We start from the raw sequence: 17,130 nt of genomic DNA on the forward strand, positions 1-17,130 counted from the left end.
CGCGGGCGTGCGCCGCGCCCCGGGGTGCGGGGCGCGGCGGACGCGGGGTCGGGCGCGGTCAGGCGATGGGCCGGGCCGTCGGCGGGATCGGGTAGGGCAGGGCGCTGTGCCCGGCGAGGTAGGAGTCCACTCCGTGCGCGGCGGCGCGGCCCTCGGCGATGGCCCAGACGATGAGGGACTGGCCGCGTCCCATGTCGCCGGCGGCGAAGACGCCGGGGACGGTGGTGTGGTACTCGCGGTCGCGGACGACGTTGCCGCGCTGGTCGAGTTCGACGCCGAGCTGGTCGAGCAGGCCGTCCTTCTGGGGTCCGAGGAAGCCCATCGCGAGGGTGACGAGCTGCGCGGGCAGTTCGCGTTCGGTGCCCTCGACGGGCTTGAAGCCGGTCTCGGGGCCGCCGACCTCGACGATCTTGAGGGCGCGGACGTTGCCGTCGTCGTCGCCGAGGAACTCGACGGTGTTGACGGCGTAGAGCCGGTCGCCGCCGGCGTCGGCGAGTTCCTCGTGGGCGCTCTCCATCTTGAAGAGCATGGGGTAGGTCGGCCACGGCTGGGTGTCGGGGCGGGCCTGCGGCGGCCGGGGCATGATCTCGAGCTGGGTGACCGAGGCGGCGCCCTGGCGGAGCGCGGTGCCGATGCAGTCGGCGCCGGTGTCGCCGCCGCCGATGACGACGACGTGCTTGCCCGCCGCGGTGATGGCGGGGGTGTCGGTGTCGCCCTCCTGGACCTTGTTGGCGAGGGGGAGGTACTCCATCGCCTGGTGGACGCCGCGCAGTTCGCGTCCGGGGATGGGCAGGTCCCGCCAGACGGTGGCGCCGCCGGCGAGGACGACGGCGTCGTGGCCGGCGCGGAGTTCGTCGGCGGTGATGTCGACGCCGACGTTGACGGAGGTCTTGAAGTCGGTGCCCTCGGCGCGCATCTGGGCGATGCGCCGGTCGAGGTGCCGCTTCTCCATCTTGAACTCGGGGATGCCGTAGCGCAGGAGGCCGCCGACGCGGTCGGCGCGCTCGTACACCTTGACGTCGTGCCCGGCGCGGGTGAGCTGCTGGGCGGCGGCGAGCCCGGCGGGGCCGGAGCCGACGACGGCGACGCGCTTGCCGGTCTTGACGGCGGGCGGGCGGGGGTGGACCCAGCCCTCGGCCCAGGCGCGGTCGATGATCTCGACCTCGACGCGCTTGATGGCGACGGGGTCCTGGTTGATGCCGAGGACGCAGGCGCTCTCACAGGGCGCGGGGCACAGGCGTCCGGTGAACTCGGGGAAGTTGTTGGTGGCGTGGAGGCGCTCGATGGCCTCCTGCCAGTCCTTCCGGTAGACGAGGTCGTTCCACTCGGGGATCAGGTTGCCGAGGGGGCAGCCCTGGTGGCAGAACGGGATGCCGCAGTCCATGCAGCGGCTCGCCTGCTTCTCGAGCCGGTCGGTGCCGAAGTTCTCGTACACCTCGGTCCAGCTCTTGATGCGGACGTCCACCGGGCGGCGCTGCGGGAGCTCCCGCCCGACGGTGAGGAAACCCTTGGGGTCGGCCATTGCGAGATCCCCCCTTTCAGCTCTGTGCGGCGGCCATGATGGCCTCGTCGACGTCGCGGCCCTCGGCGCGGGCGGCCTCGGCCGCCTGCAGGACGCGCCGGTAGTCCCGCGGCATGATCTTGGTGAGGCGGGCCGCGGCGCTCTCCCAGTCGGCGAGGAGCGCGGCGGCGACGGTGGAGCCGGTCTCGGCGGCGTGCCGTTCGACCAGGCCGCGGACGAACGCGTCGTCCTCGGCGGTGAGCGGTTCCAGGTCGACCATCTCGGGGTTGACGCGGGCGGCGGCGAGGTCGAGCACGTAGGCGATGCCGCCCGACATGCCCGCCGCGACGTTGCGCCCGGTGGGGCCGAGGATGACGGCGCGGCCGCCGGTCATGTACTCCAGGGCGTGGTCGCCGACGCCCTCGACGACGGCGGTCGCGCCGGAGTTGCGGACGCAGAACCGTTCGCCGACGACGCCGCGGGCGAACAGTTCGCCGGACGTCGCGCCGTACAGCAGGACGTTGCCGCCGATGATCTGGTGCTCGGCCTCGAACGGCGCGTCCTGCGGGGGCCGCAGGGTGATGCGCCCGCCGGACAGCCCCTTGCCGACGTAGTCGTTGGCGTCGCCGGTGAGGCGCAGGGTGATGCCGCGGGGGACGAACGCGCCGAAGGAGTTGCCCGCCGACCCGGTGAAGGAGATGTCGATGGTGTCGTCGGGCAGGCCCTCGCCGCCCCACTTGGCGGTCAGCCGGTGGCCGAGCATGGTGCCGACGGTCCGGTTGACGTTGCGGATGGGCAGGTCGAGCTTGACCTTGTCGCCGAACGCCAGGGCGCCCTCGGCGAGCTGGATGAGGGTGTTGTCCAGCGCCTTGTCCAGGCCGTGGTCCTGGACGGTGGTCTGGCGCAGGGACGCGCCCGCGGGCAGCTCGGGGCGGTGCAGGATCGGCGACAGGTCGAGGCCGGACGCCTTCCAGTGGTCCACCGCGTCGCGGGTGTCGATCAGCTCGACGCGGCCGATGGCCTCGTCCAGGGACCGGAACCCGAGGGCCGCCAGGTACTCGCGGACCTCCTCGGCGATGAACTCGAAGAAGTTGACGACGAACTCGGGCTTGCCGGAGAACCGCTGCCGCAGGACGGGGTTCTGGGTGGCGACGCCGACCGGGCAGGTGTCGAGGTGGCAGACGCGCATCATGACGCAGCCGGACACCACCAGGGGCGCGGTCGCGAAGCCGAACTCCTCGGCGCCGAGGAGCGCGGCGACGACGACGTCGCGGCCGGTCTTCATCTGCCCGTCGGCCTGCACGACGATGCGGTCGCGGAGCCCGTTGAGCAGCAGCGTCTGCTGCGTCTCGGCCAGGCCCAGCTCCCAGGGGGCGCCGGCGTGCTTGAGGGAGGTGAGGGGGGACGCGCCGGTGCCGCCGTCGTGGCCGGAGATCAGGACGACGTCGGCGTGGGCCTTGGAGACCCCGGCCGCGACGGTCCCGACGCCGACCTCGGCGACGAGCTTCACGTGGACCCGCGCCGCCGGGTTGGCGTTCTTCAGGTCGTGGATGAGCTGCGCGAGGTCCTCGATCGAGTAGATGTCGTGGTGCGGCGGCGGCGAGATGAGGCCGACGCCGGGCGTGGAGTGCCGCGTCTTGGCGACCCACGGGTACACCTTGTGGCCGGGGAGCTGGCCGCCCTCGCCGGGCTTGGCGCCCTGCGCCATCTTGATCTGGATGTCGTCGGCGTTGGTGAGGTACTCGGAGGTGACGCCGAACCGGCCGGACGCGACCTGCTTGATCGCGCTGCGGCGCAGGTCGCCGTTCTCGTCGGGGGTGAAGCGCCGCGGGTCCTCGCCGCCCTCGCCGGTGTTGGACTTGCCGCCGAGGCGGTTCATCGCGATGGCGAGGGTCTCGTGGGCCTCGGCGGAGATGGAGCCGTAGGACATCGCGCCGGTGGAGAACCGCTTGACGATCTCCGATACGGGCTCGACCTCGTCGATCGGCACCGGCGGGCGCGCGCCCTCCTTGAGCCGGAACAGGCCGCGCAGCGTCATGAGCTTCTCGGACTGCTCGTCGACGCGGCCGGTGTACTCCTTGAAGATCTCGTACCGGCGGGTGCGGGTGGCGTGCTGGAGCTTGAACACCGTGTCCGGGTTGAACAGGTGCAGTTCGCCCTCGCGCCGCCACTGGTACTCGCCGCCGACCTCCAGGGTGCGGTGCGACGCCTCGTTGCCGCCCGGCGGGTACGCCCTGCGGTGCCGCTCGGCGACCTCGGTGGCGATGACGTCGAAGCCGACGCCGCCGAGCCGGGAGGTGGTGCCGGTGAAGCAGCGGTCGACGACCTCGGAGCCGAGGCCGATGGACTCGAAGATCTGCGCGCCGGTGTAGGACGCGACGGTCGAGACGCCGATCTTCGACATGACCTTCAGGACGCCCTTGCCGTACCCCTTGACGAGGTTGCGGACGGCGGTGGGCGCGTCGACGCCGGTGAGCGCGCCGGTCGCGACCAGGTCCTCGACGGTCTCGATGGCGAGGTAGGGGTTGATCGCGGACGCGCCGTACCCGATGAGCAGCGCCATGTGGTGGCACTCGCGGGCGTCGGCGGTCTCGACGACCAGGCCGACCTGCGTGCGGGTCTTCTCCCGGATCAGGTGGTGGTGGACGGCGCCGGTGAGCAGCAGCGAGGGGATCGCGGCGTACGCCGAGTCCGACCCGCGGTCGGACAGGACGATGAGCCGCGCGCCCGCGACGATCTCGCGGGACACCTCGGCGCAGATCTCCTCCAGCCGGGCCTGCAGGGCCTCGCCGCCGCCCGCGACCTCGTAGAGGCCGTGGACGACGTGGGCGCGCAGGTGCGGGAGGGAGCCCTCGTCGTCGATGTGGATGATCTTGGACAGTTCGTCGTTGTCCAGGATCGGGGTGGGCAGCACGAGGCGGCGGCAGGAGTGCGGTCCGGGGTCGAGCAGGTTGCCCTCGGGGCCGAGGGTGGACTGCAGGCTGGTGACCATCTCCTCGCGGATGGCGTCCAGCGGCGGGTTGGTGACCTGCGCGAAGAGCTGCTTGAAGTAGTCGAACAGCAGGCGGGGGCGCTCCGACAGCACGGCGATGGGGGTGTCGGTGCCCATCGACCCGATCGGCTCGGCGCCGGTCCGCGCCATCGGCGACAGGATGATCCGCTGCTCTTCGAGGGTGTACCCGAACGTCTGCTGGCGCTTGACGAGGGTCTCGTGGGTGGGGATCTCGCGCTCGCGGCGCGGCAGCTCCTCGAACCGGACGAGCCCGTCGTGCAGCCATTCGCCGTAGGGGTGCTCGGCGGCGAGCTCGGCCTTGACCTCGTCGTCCTCGACGATGCGCCCGGCGGCGGTGTCGACGAGGAAGATCTTGCCGGGCTGGAGGCGGCCCTTGCGGACGACGTTCTCGGCGGGGATGTCCAGGACGCCGGCCTCGCTGGCCAGGACGACGAACCCCTCGTCGGTCACCCAGTAGCGGCCGGGGCGCAGGCCGTTGCGGTCCAGGACCGCGCCGACGACGGTGCCGTCGGTGAAGGTGACGCTGGCGGGGCCGTCCCACGCCTCCATGAGGGTGGAGTGGAACTCGTAGAAGGCCCGGCGCGCCGGGTCCATCTCGGTGTGGTTCTCCCACGCCTCGGGGATCATCATCAGCACGGCGTGCGGGAGGGACCGGCCGCCGAGGTGCAGCAACTCCAGGCACTCGTCGAACGAGGCGGTGTCGCTGGCCTCGATGTCGATGACCGGGTTGATGCGGGACAGGTCGCCGGGGAACAGGTCGGACTTCAGCAGCGCCTCGCGCGCCCGCATCCAGTTCCGGTTGCCCTTGACCGTGTTGATCTCGCCGTTGTGGGCGACGAACCGGTACGGGTGCGCCAGCTCCCACGCCGGGAACGTGTTGGTGGAGAACCGCGAGTGGACGAGCGCGATGGCGCTGGTGAAGCGCCGGTCGGACAGGTCGGGGAAGAACGGTTCGAGCTGCGGGGTGGTGAGCATCCCCTTGTAGACGATCGTGCGGCTCGACAGGCTCGGGAAGTACACCGCGACGTCCTGCTCGGCGCGCTCGCGCATGCAGAACACGACGCGGTCCAGCTCCAGGCCGGTCCTGCCCGCGTGCGGGCCGTCGGCGGCGGCCGTGACGAAGAACTGCGCGAAGTGCGGCATCACGCGGCGCGCGGCCGGACCCGCGAAGTTCGGGTCGAACGGCAGCTCGCGCCAGCCGAGGGGGGCCAGGCCCTCCTCGGCGCACAGCTTCTCGATGTGCGCGACCGCGTCGGCGCGCTCCTGCGCGTCGGCGGGCAGGAAGGCGATGCCGGCGGCGTAGGCGCCCGCCGGCGGGAGCGCGAAGTCGCAGACCTCGCGGAAGAACGCGTCCGGGATCTGGACGAGGATGCCGACGCCGTCGCCGTCGTCGGGTTCGGCGCCGACCGCGCCGCGGTGGTCCAGGTTCTTCAGGACGGTCAGGGCGTTGTGCACGATGTCGTGGCTCTTGCGACCGTGCAGATCCGCCACCATGCCGACGCCGCAGGCGTCGTGCTCGTTCGCCGGGTCGTAGAGGCCCTGGTCCTGGGGGCGGCCCGGTGTGAGGGCAGCAGCAGCCATCAACCCTCCCGTCGTCGTCGTGTCACTGCTTCGAGGTCAGTGCAGTCCGGGACGACGTTGGCCCTGCTGCGGTGTGAAGACCTTACATCACTGCCGGGAAGATGCCCGACTGGACCAGATCGCGAACCTTCTTCGTCGCATCCGATCCATCGGCGCCGTCAGTGGTATAGACCAGAATACATAGCCGCATTACGGGCATCCGGCGACGGATCGGGTGATCATCATCACCGGCTTCCGAGGTTTGACGCGCGGAAAGCGCGATAGGGCCGTGGAATCCACGGCTTCCGGCGGGGCCGTCGTGCGGACGGTCCGCGCCTGCCCGCCCGCCGCGCCGGGAACGGCTATCCGGCGCGCGCCGCGCGGCCCAGCGCGCCCGGGGCCTTGCAGCCCTCGATCAGCAGGCCGAGCAGCGCCGTGTCGGACTCGTCGCCCGAACCGTCCAGCCGCGCCGACCACGCCACCACCGCGTAGTGGCCCACGGCCAGGCCGCGCGCCATGCTGAACGCGCCGCCGAACGCCCCCGCCGCCGCGGCGGTCGCGCGGTCCCTGCCGCCCGAGCCGCCCGAGCCGTCCAGCGGCCGGACGAAACCGCCGCCGCGACCCGCGTCCAGGCCCGCGACCAGGCGGTCCGCGTCGGCGGAGGCCGCCAGGTTGAACACCGTCACCGCCAGCGCGTAGCCGGGTTTCGGGGACGCCGCCGAGTACAGGGTCCGGGCCGCCTGCGTGCAACCGGACCGGGCCAGCTCGGTCGCCAGGCCCGTCCCCCACACCGCCGCCGAGCAGTCGGCGTCCAGGCGTTTCGCGCGGAGGGTCAGCCGCGGTCCGTCCGCCGAGTCGAGGCGCGCGGCCGACGCGGGGAACGCCTCGGCCTCCGTCAGCGGGGCCGCGTCCTCGGAACGGGCCGTGATGCCCGCGTACGCCGGGCCGCTCGGGGAGCTGGAGTAGGACGCGGGCGATCCGCCGCTCTGCGGCACGTTCGTGACGCGCGGGACGGCGGCGCGGCGCGGCGCCTCGTCGCCGCCGCCGGACACGACGACCAGCACGGCGACGACCGCGATGAGCGCCAGCGCCCCGGCGACCGCGAAGTACATGCGCGGACCGAACGTGATCCCGCCGCGCGGGCGGGCCGGGGGCCGCTTCCGGGTGGCCGGGGCGCGGTCGTCGCGGGGTTCGCGCGGCGGCTCGGCGGGCCGCTGGGCGCGGGCGTCCGCCCGCGCGTCGGCCGTCCGGGACGTCGTACGCCGCGCCGGACGGCGACCGGACCGCGCCTGCCGGTCGCGGGGGCGGCCGCCGCGCACCGGCCGGGCCTGGCCCGCGGTCCGGCGGCGGGCCGCGCCGCGCACCCGTTCCTCGTCCTCCACGCCGGCGCCCTACCGTCCGGACCGGACGGTCACTTGCCGTCCTTGCCGTCGGCCATCTGCACCCGCGCCCACACGAAGTCGGCGGGCTTCTCCACCGGGAGGCTCGCGTTGATCATCTCGTTGAGCGACTTGGGGTTGCCGCCGCCCGCGCGCTGCACCCAGCTCACGACCGCGTAGTGCCCGTAGGTCTGCGCGTACGCCGCGCTGAACCCGGGCGCGAAGTCCGGCGCGCCGGACGCCCGCAGCGGCAGCAGGAACCCCGACGCGGTCGCCGGGTCGAGGACCCGCAGGATCTGCCGGACGCCGTCCTCGCTCGCCAGGTCGATCGCCGCGAACTGGCCGACGAACGCGTGGTCGGCCGTCACGTACGCGCCGCGCACGACGGCCCGGCAGCCCGCCTTGGCCAGCTCCTGGTGGAGCCGGTCGCCCCACGTCGCGGACGCGCAGTCCGTCGCCAGGTCCGTTCCGGCGAGGGTGAACGAGAAGCCGTTGCCCCGCACCGCCTTGGTGTCGGCGCCGAAGACCTCGTCGAGCGTCACCGCGCGCGGGTCGGCGCTGCGCTGGGCGATGGCGCCCATCCCCTCGCCGTCGTACTCGGGGGTGTAGGCCGTCGGGTTGATCCGGGGCACCGGCTTGGGGTCGTCGCCCCGGGTGAGGAAGAACGCCCCGGCGCCGACGGCCGCGAGGACGACCACCAGGGCCGCCGCGCCGTAGAGGAGCAGGGGGCGGGGGCCGCCGCGCGGGTCCTTCCCCGCGGGCCGGTCGTCCTTCCCGTCGGCGCCGGACGTGGTCCGGGCCGAGCCTGAGTCGCGCGCCTCGATCACACCGGGAGCCTAGCGGCACCGGAACACCGCGCGCTCACAAAAGGACGTTTCATCCGGATTTCCGGACAGATGGTCAGGGAGCGTCCTTGACCCGCTCGGACGTGCCCGCGTCGGCGGCCCGCACGGGCTCGTCTGCGGGCTCGTCGTCCCGCGCCCCGGCCTCGGGTTCGTCCTGCTCGGCGTCCTTGGTCGCGGGCTCGGCCGGCTCGGCGTCCTTCGCCGGCTCGGCTTCGCCGGACGCGTCCGGCTCGTCCTTCGCAAGCTCGTCGTTCGGCGACTCGTCCTTCGCCAGATCGACCTTCGCCGGTCCGTCCTCGGCGGGCCCGTCCCCGGTGCCGTCCTCGACGGGCTCCGCGCCGACGTTCTCCACGCCCGTCCGGTTGCGCGCCAGGTACAGGTACGCGACCGCGCCCAGGAAGATCACGATCGACGTCCAGTCGTTCAGCCGCAGCCCGAGGATGTGGTGCGCGTCGTCCACCCGCAGCGCCTCGACCCAGCCCCGCCCGACCGTGTACGCCGCGACGTACAGCGCGAACGACCGCCCGTGCGTCAGGTTCCACCGGCGGCCCGCCCAGATGACCAGGACGGTGACACCGAGGCACCACAGCGACTCGTACAGGAACGTCGGGTGGTACGTGGCGACGTCCGCGTAGCGCAGCTCGCGGTGGTCGGGGTCGATCTCGACGGCCCACCAGGCGTGCAATGGACGCCCGTACAGCTCCTGGTTCCAGTAGTTGCCCCACCGCCCGATCGCCTGCGCGAGCGCGATGCCGGGCGCGACCGCGTCGGCGAGCGCGAGCGCGGAGATGCCCTGGCGGCGGCAGCCGATCACCGCGCCGACCGCGCCGAGCATGATCGCGCCCCAGACGCCGAGGCCGCCCTTCCAGATCTCCAGCGCCCGCAGCGGGTCCCCACCGGACCCGAAGTACCGCTGGTAGTCGGTGATGACGTGGTAGAGCCGCCCGCCGACGAGGCCGAACGGCACGGCCCACACCGCGACGTCGATGATCACGCCGGGGCGGCCGCCCTTGGCGACCCACCGTCGCTCGCCGAGCCACACGGCGGCGACGATGCCCAGGATGATCATGAGCGCGTAGGCGCGGAGCGGGAACGGCCCGAGGTGCCAGACGTTGTGTTCGGGGCTCGGGATGTACGCGAGCGGCTGCATGAGCGATGACGTTACCCCTTTCCGGGCACCGCCACGGCCGTCCCTCCGATCAGGCGCGGGGGCGCTCCCCGATCGCCTTGGCCAGCGCGTCGGGGTCGCGCAGCGTCCCGACGCCGACCTGCGCGCCGTCGAGCAGGACGGTGGGCGTCGCCTCGACGCCGTGCTGCTGCGCGTACGCGGTCATCTGCTCCAGCTTCGCCGCCTGCCCCAGGTTGCGGACGCACCCCTCGAACGCGGCGTCGGTGATCCCGGCCTCGCGGCCCCATTTGACGAGGTCGTCCGGGGAGAAGCCGTCCGTTCCCTCGCGCGGCTGGTTGGCGTACAGCGCGTCGTGGTAGGCGAGCCAGTGGTCGGCGGGCGCGCACAGTGCGGCGTTCGCCGCGCGCCGGCTGTTGGACGACAGCGGCTCCAGCCGCGCGCCCTGGAAGAGCTGGAACGGCCGGTAGACGACGCGGACGCGGCGTTCGGCGGCGAGCCGTTTGATCGTCGGGCCGCTGGTCTCCTCGACGGACCGGCAGACGGGGCACTGGAAGTCCTCGAAGATCTCCAGCACCGGCTTGGTCACGCCCTTCTCGGCCATGACCGTGGACCCGTCGTCCTGCCGCGCGACCGGCGCGACCGGCCCGTGGTACGCCTCGGGCTCCTTGTCGGCGCGGTTCCCGATGACGACCGCGACGACGACCGCCGCGACGGCCAGGACGACGACCGCGAGCAGCAGGACCGTCAGCCCGCGCCGTCTGCGCCGCCGCACCCGCGCCCGCTCGCGGTCCGCCGCGAGCCGATCCCGGGCCGTGCCGCGCCCCGGCCGTCCGTCCCTGCCGCCCATCGCTCCCCCGCTCCCCCGCCGGATGATCTCCTACAGACATTACTGTGCGTGATCATCCGGGGACGCGAGCGCCCGGGCCGCCGGGATGCGGCGGCCCGGGCGTCCGGGGGTGCCTACTTGTCGGCGGCGGCCGCGACGGCGATGGCGCCGGCGAGGTCGGCCTTCTGCTGGTCGTTGATCTCCTTGCCGTCAAGGAACAGCGTCGGAGTGCTCTCGACCTTGCGGGTCTTCAGCGCGTAGTCGGTCATGGTGGTGACCTCGGGGACCTTCTGCTGGTCGGTGACGCACTTGGCGAAGTTGGCGTCCTTGACGCCGACGTCCTCGCCCCACGACACCAGGTCCTTGATCGCGAAGCCCTTGGTGCCCTCGACCGGCTGGAACTTGTAGAGCGCGTCGTGGTACGAGAGCCACTGCGCCGCCGGGACGCACAGCGCCGCCGCCGCGGACCGCAGCGACTGGGTCTTCAGCGGGTCGGGCTGCCCCCCGAACAGGTGGAACGGCCGGTAGACGACCTTGACCTTGCCCTCGGACGCGAGCTTCTTGACGTCCCCGCCCAGCGTCTTCTCGAACTGCTGGCAGGCCGGGCACTGGAAGTCCTCGAAGATCTCCAGCACCGGCTTGGCGACGCCCGGCTTGGCCATCGTGATCGACCCGTCCGACTCGCGGGTGAGCGGCGCCTGCGGACCGGTGTACGGCTCGGCGACCTGGTTCCGCTTGCTCTTCTGGTCGAGGACGACCACCACGACGGCGACGACGGCCGCGATGGCGACGACCGCGCCGACGACGGCCGAGATCAGCCGGATCTGCTTCTGCCGCGCCGCCTGCTTCTGGCGCTCGACGGCCAGCCGCTCGCGCGCGGACCGCTCCCGTGCGGCCTTGCTCATGGGGTTCTCCTCGGGGATTCCAGGGCCGCCGCCCTGGTGGACGGGTCGGGGCCGCCGCGGGACCGCGGCGCGCCGGTCAGTCGTCGATCTGGCCGATCCGCCGGAACTCGTCGGACAGGACAAGGACGAATAGCAGGATAGTGACGGTATGGACTCCGGTACACCACGGGCACAGATGCCGCAGGATCACCTCGGCCGTGATCAGGTACACCACGAACAGCACGCCGACGCACACCGCGCCGAGCCGCGCCCAGCGGAACAGCGGGTTCGCCGACCGCAGCAGCGGCGGGGTCAGCAGCACCGCGAAGCCGACGAAGAACGCCAGGCCGAGCAGCGGCATCGGGATGCCGAGCAGCTTGGAGTACTTGCTGGTCGTGACCAGGCCGCAGTCGAGCGCGCCCGTCGCCGAGCACACCAGCGCGCCCGGCCGGTAGTGCGACACGGTCAGGTAGATCGAGATGCCGAGCCCGACGAGGGTGAGCAGCCACGCGGGCCACACGAACCATCCGGGCGCGGCGGGCGGCCGGGACCGACCGGACGTCCCGTCCTCCTGCGCCTCGACGCGCTGCACCATGCCGTCTCCTCCGCGTTCCTGCACGACCGCACGTGGACGATGCCGGGACCGCCGACGCGGCCCGGACACACCTTAAGGGACCTCGCATAAGGTCCGCGTACGAACGCCGCGCCGCCCGCGGCCCCGGTTCCGGGGCCGCGGGCGGCGCGGCGGAGCAGCGGTCAGGCGCGGCCCGCGCGGACCCCCGCGGCGAGCTCGGCGGCCAGCGCCCGGACGCCCTCGACCCCGGCGCGGGCGTCGGGCGCGTCCAGCAGGCGGCGGATGAACGCCGACCCGACGATGACGCCGTCGGCGAACCCGGCGACCTCGGCGGCCTGCGCCCCGTCGCTCACCCCGAGCCCGAGGCCGACCGGCAGGTCGCGGCCGTTCTTGTCGATGATCGCGCGGGTGCGCTCGACGAGCCGGGGCGCGCCGGTGTCCACGGCGGACCGGGCCCCGGTGACGCCCATCAGCGACGCGGCGTACACGAAGCCCCGCGAGACCTGCGTGATCGCGTCGATGCGCTCGTCGGTGGAGCTGAGCGCGACGAGGAACACCCGGTCCAGGCCGTGGGCGTCGGACGCCGCCAGCCACGGCCCGGCCTCCTCCGGCGTGAGGTCCGGCGTGATCAGCCCGGCGCCGCCCGCCGACGCCAGGTCGCGGGCGAACGCGTCCACGCCGTAGCGGTCGACGGGGTTCCAGTACGTCATGACGAGCGTCGCCGCGCCGGTCGCCGCGACGGCCTCGACCGTGCGGAACACGTCGGCGACGCGCGCGCCGCCGGTCAGGGCGCGGTGGACGGCGTCCTGGATGGTGGGGCCGTCCATCAGCGGGTCGCTGTAGGGCAGGCCGACCTCGATGACGTCGCAGCCCGCGTCCACCATCGCCTTGGCGGCGTCGATCGCGCCGTCCACGCTGGGGAACCCGGCGGGCAAGTAGCCGACGAGCGCGGCCCGGCCCTCGTCGCGCGCCCGGTCGTAGGCGGCCTTCACGGTGGCGGTCATCGCGCGTCGTCCTCCGGCATCAGGCCGAAGTACGCGGCGGCCGTGTGCATGTCCTTGTCGCCGCGGCCCGACAGGCAGACCAGCAGCACCGCGTCCGGGCCGAGCTCGCGGCCGACCTGGAGCGCCCCGGCCAGCGCGTGCGCGGACTCGATCGCCGGGATGATGCCCTCGGTGCGGCACAGGAGCGCGAACGCCTCCATCGCCTGCGCGTCGGTGATCGGCCGGTACTCGGCGCGGCCGGTGTCGTGCAGCCAGGAGTGCTCGGGGCCGACGCCGGGGTAGTCGAGCCCGGCGGAGATCGAGTGGGACTCGATCGTCTGGCCCTCCTCGTCCTGGAGGAGGTAGGTGCGCATCCCGTGGATGACGCCGACGGACCCGCCGGTCACGGTCGCGGCGTGGCGGCCGGTCTCGACGCCGTCCCCGGCGGCCTCGAAGCCGATGAGCCGGACGGACTCGTCGGGGATGAACGCGTGGAACGCCCCGATGGAGTTGGACCCGCCGCCGACGCACGCCAGGACGGCGTCGGGCAGCCGCCCGGTCAGCTCCAGGACCTGCGCGCGGGCCTCGACGCCGATGACGCGGTGGAACTCGCGGACCATCAGCGGGAAGGGGTGCGGGCCCATCGTGGAGCCCACGCAGTAGTGGGTGTCCTCGACGGTGGCGACCCAGTCGCGGAACGCCTCGTTCACGGCGTCCTTCAGCGTGCGGCTCCCGGTCTTGACCGGGACGACCTCGGCGCCGAGCATCCGCATCCGCGCGACGTTCAGGGCCTGCCGCTCGGTGTCGACCTCGCCCATGAACACCGTGCAGCGCAGGCCGAGCAGCGCGGCTGCGGTCGCGGTGGCGACGCCGTGCTGGCCCGCGCCGGTCTCGGCGATGAGCCGGGTCTTGCCCATGCGGCGGGCGAGCAGCGCCTGCCCGAGCACGTTGTTGATCTTGTGGGAGCCGGTGTGGTTGAGGTCCTCGCGCTTGAGCAGCACCCGCGCCCCGCCCGCCTCGGCGCCGAAGCGGCGCGCCTCGGTGACCAGGCTGGGGCGGCCGGCGTAGGTGGCGAGCAGCTCGTTCAGCTCGGCGGTGAACACCGGGTCGCGCAGGGCGGCCTGGAACTCGGTCGTCAGCTCGTCGAGGGCGGCCATCAGGGCCTCGGGGGCGAAGCGCCCGCCGAAGATCCCGAACCGCCCGGCGGCGTCGGGGACGGCCGCGGCGTCGTCGGCGGGCACGGCGGAGCCGCGCTCGGAGTGGATGGTCATCAGAGAATGCGTCCTGTCAGGCGATGGAAGGCGGTCCGGTCAGTGCGACGTCGGGACGGCCCGCCATCGCTCGCGCAGCGGCTCCATCAGCATGCCCCGTACCCTACCGGTTCCCGGTCAGCTTCCCTGCCGCAGCGCGGGGTGCGCCCCGGCGGCGACGAGGTCCGCGACGGCGGCGCGCGGATCGCGGCCGCGCACCAGGCTCTCCCCCACCAGGACGGCGTCGGCCCCGGCCGAGGCGTAGGCGAGCAGGTCGTGCGGGCCGCGCACGCCGGACTCGGCGATCTTCACGACGTCCTTGGGGACGAGCGGGGCGAGCCGGGCGAACACCTCGCGGTCGACGCGGAGGGTCTTCAGGTCGCGGGCGTTGATCCCGACGACCTTCGCGCCCGCGTCCACCGCGCGGGCGACCTCCTCCTCGGTGTGCGCCTCGACGAGCGGCAGCAGCCCGATCGACTCGGCGCGCTCCACGAGCGACACCAGGGCCTGCTGGTCGAGGGCGGCAACGATGAGCAGGGCGACGTCCGCGCCGTACGCGCGCGCCTCCCAGAGCTGGTAGGAGGTGACGATGAAGTCCTTGCGCAGGACCGCGACGTCCACGTTGGCGCGGACGTCGGCGAGGTCTTGGAGGCTGCCGCCGAACCGGCGGCCCTCGGTGAGGACGCTGATGACCTTGGCGCCGCCGGCCTCGTAGTCGCGGGCGAGCGCGGCGGGGTCGGCGATGGCGGCGAGCGCGCCCTTGGACGGGCTGCTGCGCTTGACCTCCGCGATCACCCCGACGCCCTGGCCGCGCAGCGCGGCGAGCGCGTCGCGGGGGGCGGGGGCCGCGGCGGCCCTGGCCTTGAGGTCGTCGAGCGACGTCTCCCGCTGCCTTTCGGCGAGATCGGCACGCACGCCCTCGATGATCTCGTCGAGCACGCTCACGCTGTGTCCCCCAAGTCCGGTCGATCGGTGCCCCGATCGTATCCGCAGGGTCGGACGCTCCCGAACCTCGGGGCCGCCGCTCGAACACCCAGGAAAACGCCTAGGGCGCGAGGAAGTGCGCAAACGGGAGATTGCGGACGATCCAGTACACGAGCGCGAGCCCGACCGCCGCCCAGCCCACCGCGGGCCGGTACAGCGCCGACCGCATCCGCTCGCCGCGCGCGGCCAGCCACGTCCACCGCCCCCACAGGTACAGCGCGACCGGCAGGGCCAGCAGCGCCAGCGGGTTCGAGCCGAACGCCGTCCCCACGTGGCCGTGGACGAGCGAGTTCACCATCCGCAGCCCGCCGCAGCCGGGGCAGTAGAACCCCGTCAGCGCCAGGAACGGGCAGCCCGGGTAGTGGCCGGGCTGGTGCGGGTCGACCAGGCCGATCAGCGTCGCGGCGGCGGCCGTGCCGGCGGCGACGGCGACGGGGCGGGCCAGCGCGCGGGCGCGCGGCGCGGCGGGACGGCGGACGCTCGGCGCTTCGGTCACCCCACCAGGGTAGGACGGGACCGCGGTCAGGCGTCGAGCACGTACCCGACGCCGCGCACCGTGCGGATGCGCCCGTCCGCGCCGAGCTTGGCGCGCAACTGCGCGACGTGGACGTCCACCGTCCGGCTGCCCGACGCCGACGCCGGGCCCCACACGGCCGCGAGCAACTGGTCGCGGGTGAAGACGCGGCCGGGGTTCCCGACCAGGAACCGCAGCAGGTCGAACTCGGTGGCGGTGAGCGGAACCGGCCGCTCCCCCACCCCGGCGGTGCGCGCGGCCGGGTCCAAGACGAGCGCGCCCGCACGCAGCGGCGCGGGGGCGGGGCCGTCGGCGGCGCGCAGCGCGGCGGTGACGGCGGCGACGAGCGCGCGCGGCCCGAACGGGCGGGTCAGCCGGTGCGGGCCGAGGTCGGCGGCGGTTCCCGGGTCGGCGGCGCACACCACCGGCGGCCCGGCGGCGGCGGTGCGCCGGTACAGGTCGGCGGGGTCGGCGGCCGTCGACACGTCCAGGACGACGGCGGCGGGGCGGGCGCGGGCGGCCCGCTCGGGCGCGCGCCCGGGGTCGCGCTCGATCTCGACCTCGAAGCCCTCGCGGGCCAGGTAGCGGCGCTCGAGTTCGGCGACGCCCGCGTCGTGCTCGGCGAGCAGGACGAGCCCGCCCTGCCCCGCGGAAGGGGACGGCGTCACGTCACGGACGGCGGGCGGCGGTGGGGTCCTCGCCGCGGTCGAGCGACTTCCACAGCGCGGCGGCGTCCTCGGGCGCGGCGGCGGGCGCGTCCTCCGCCGCCGGGCGCTCGGGCGCGGCGGCGGTGCGCTCGTAGCGCGCCGACAGGCCCGGCCAGCGCGCCCCGCGCACCAGCGTGACGAGCCCCGCGGCCGCCATCAGCACCCCGCCGGACGCCGACACCAGCCACCACCGCGTCGTCTGCACCTGGAGGCGGCCGCCGAGCCGCAGCAGCGCGCTCTTGTCGGCGGCGACGTCGATGACGTGGCCGTGCCCGGCCGCCGTGACCGCCGCGTAGACGATCGCGACGCCGAACACCGCCAGCAGCGCGCCGACGCCCGACCGGACCCGGCCGCGCACCGCGAACAGCGCCGCGAGCCCGGCGAGCCCGGCCCAGCCGAGCGCGCCCGCCGCGCCGCCGAGGTCGCCGCCGGTGAGGTGCTGGGTGACCGGGGTGATCGTGCCGCGCGCGTGGACGGTCGCCCACGGGCGGCCCGCCGCGAGCAGCGTCAGCCCCGCGCCCGCCGCGCACAGCAGCGCGGTCAGGCCGCGCTCGCGGGCGGGCGGCGTGCGCGGGGCGGCGGGCGCGTCGGGCGCGGTCATGCGGACGCGGCGGGACGCTCCCCCACCACGGCGTCGAGCACGTCGGCGTCCCAGCAGGTGCGGTCCCCGGTGTGGCACGCGCCGCCGACCTGGTCGACCTTGACGAGCAGGGCGTCGCCGTCGCAGTCGAGGGCGACGGACTTCACCCACTGCTGGTGGCCGGAGGTCTCGCCCTTCACCCAGTACTCCTGGCGGCTGCGCGACCAGAAGGTGCAGCGGCCGGTGGTGAGGGTGCGGTGGAGCGCCTCGTCGTCCATCCAGCCGAGCATGAGCACCTCACCGGTGTCGTACTGCTGGGCGATGGCCGCGACCAGGCCGTTCGGGTCGCGCTTGAGGCGATCGGCGATCGTGGGGTCCAGATTGGACGGGCGAACGGACAT

15 protein-coding genes are annotated in these 17,130 nt (G+C 74.0%); all 15 read right to left on the reverse strand.

Annotated features, from left to right (window positions below; genetic code table 11):
• Positions 1-58: 58 nt before the first annotated feature.
• Positions 59-1,522, reverse strand: coding sequence for a glutamate synthase subunit beta (locus tag G339_RS0108640; protein ID WP_019630672.1), 1,464 nt, complete (start codon positions 1,520-1,522; stop codon positions 59-61).
• A gap of 16 nt (positions 1,523-1,538) precedes the next feature.
• Complete coding sequence (gltB, locus tag G339_RS0108645) at positions 1,539-6,095, reverse strand: glutamate synthase large subunit (RefSeq protein ID WP_026341271.1); 4,557 nt, start codon at positions 6,093-6,095, stop codon at positions 1,539-1,541.
• A gap of 341 nt (positions 6,096-6,436) precedes the next feature.
• Positions 6,437-7,456 carry a hypothetical protein gene (locus G339_RS0108650; protein WP_051107797.1) on the reverse strand — a complete coding sequence of 340 codons (1,020 nt, stop codon included), beginning with the start codon at positions 7,454-7,456 and terminating at the stop codon, positions 6,437-6,439.
• A 29-nt stretch (positions 7,457-7,485) separates the two neighbouring features.
• The gene (locus G339_RS0108660) at positions 7,486-8,280 is read right to left on the reverse strand and encodes a hypothetical protein (RefSeq protein ID WP_019630674.1); all 795 of its coding nucleotides are present in this window, start codon (positions 8,278-8,280) and stop codon (positions 7,486-7,488) included.
• A gap of 73 nt (positions 8,281-8,353) precedes the next feature.
• On the reverse strand, positions 8,354-9,448 hold the full coding sequence (lgt, locus tag G339_RS0108665) for a prolipoprotein diacylglyceryl transferase (protein ID WP_019630675.1): 1,095 nt from the start codon (positions 9,446-9,448) through the stop codon (positions 8,354-8,356).
• Positions 9,449-9,497: 49 nt separating this feature from the next.
• Positions 9,498-10,274, reverse strand: a complete 777-nt coding sequence (locus tag G339_RS0108670) for a DsbA family protein (RefSeq protein ID WP_019630676.1) — start codon at positions 10,272-10,274, stop codon at positions 9,498-9,500.
• A 113-nt stretch (positions 10,275-10,387) separates the two neighbouring features.
• Complete coding sequence (locus G339_RS0108675) at positions 10,388-11,158, reverse strand: DsbA family protein (RefSeq protein ID WP_019630677.1); 771 nt, start codon at positions 11,156-11,158, stop codon at positions 10,388-10,390.
• Positions 11,159-11,234: 76 nt separating this feature from the next.
• Positions 11,235-11,732: a vitamin K epoxide reductase family protein gene (locus tag G339_RS0108680; protein WP_019630678.1), complete on the reverse strand. Its 498-nt coding sequence runs from the start codon at positions 11,730-11,732 to the stop codon at positions 11,235-11,237.
• A gap of 161 nt (positions 11,733-11,893) precedes the next feature.
• Complete coding sequence (gene trpA / locus G339_RS0108685) at positions 11,894-12,715, reverse strand: tryptophan synthase subunit alpha (RefSeq protein ID WP_019630679.1); 822 nt, start codon at positions 12,713-12,715, stop codon at positions 11,894-11,896.
• Entirely contained in the window at positions 12,712-13,965 is a 1,254-nt protein-coding gene (gene trpB / locus G339_RS0108690; protein WP_019630680.1) for a tryptophan synthase subunit beta, read from the reverse strand. The genes trpA and trpB overlap by 4 nt, the downstream gene beginning before the upstream one ends.
• Before the next feature lie 117 nt (positions 13,966-14,082).
• Positions 14,083-14,889, reverse strand: a complete 807-nt coding sequence (gene trpC, locus G339_RS0108695; protein WP_019630681.1) for an indole-3-glycerol phosphate synthase TrpC — start codon at positions 14,887-14,889, stop codon at positions 14,083-14,085.
• A 100-nt stretch (positions 14,890-14,989) separates the two neighbouring features.
• Entirely contained in the window at positions 14,990-15,424 is a 435-nt protein-coding gene (locus G339_RS0108700; RefSeq protein WP_019630682.1) for a DUF2752 domain-containing protein, read from the reverse strand.
• A gap of 26 nt (positions 15,425-15,450) precedes the next feature.
• The gene (locus G339_RS0108705) at positions 15,451-16,110 is read right to left on the reverse strand and encodes a winged helix-turn-helix transcriptional regulator (protein ID WP_019630683.1); all 660 of its coding nucleotides are present in this window, start codon (positions 16,108-16,110) and stop codon (positions 15,451-15,453) included.
• 1 nt (position 16,111) lies between these two features.
• Positions 16,112-16,750 carry a Trp biosynthesis-associated membrane protein gene (locus G339_RS0108710; RefSeq protein ID WP_019630684.1) on the reverse strand — a complete coding sequence of 213 codons (639 nt, stop codon included), beginning with the start codon at positions 16,748-16,750 and terminating at the stop codon, positions 16,112-16,114.
• Positions 16,747-17,130: a phosphoribosyl-AMP cyclohydrolase gene (gene hisI / locus G339_RS0108715; RefSeq protein WP_157407436.1), complete on the reverse strand. Its 384-nt coding sequence runs from the start codon at positions 17,128-17,130 to the stop codon at positions 16,747-16,749. Before hisI ends, G339_RS0108710 begins: the two co-directional genes overlap by 4 nt.

It is taken from the genome of Actinomadura atramentaria DSM 43919 (assembly GCF_000381885.1).
Lineage (GTDB): Bacteria > Actinomycetota > Actinomycetes > Streptosporangiales > Streptosporangiaceae > Spirillospora > Spirillospora atramentaria.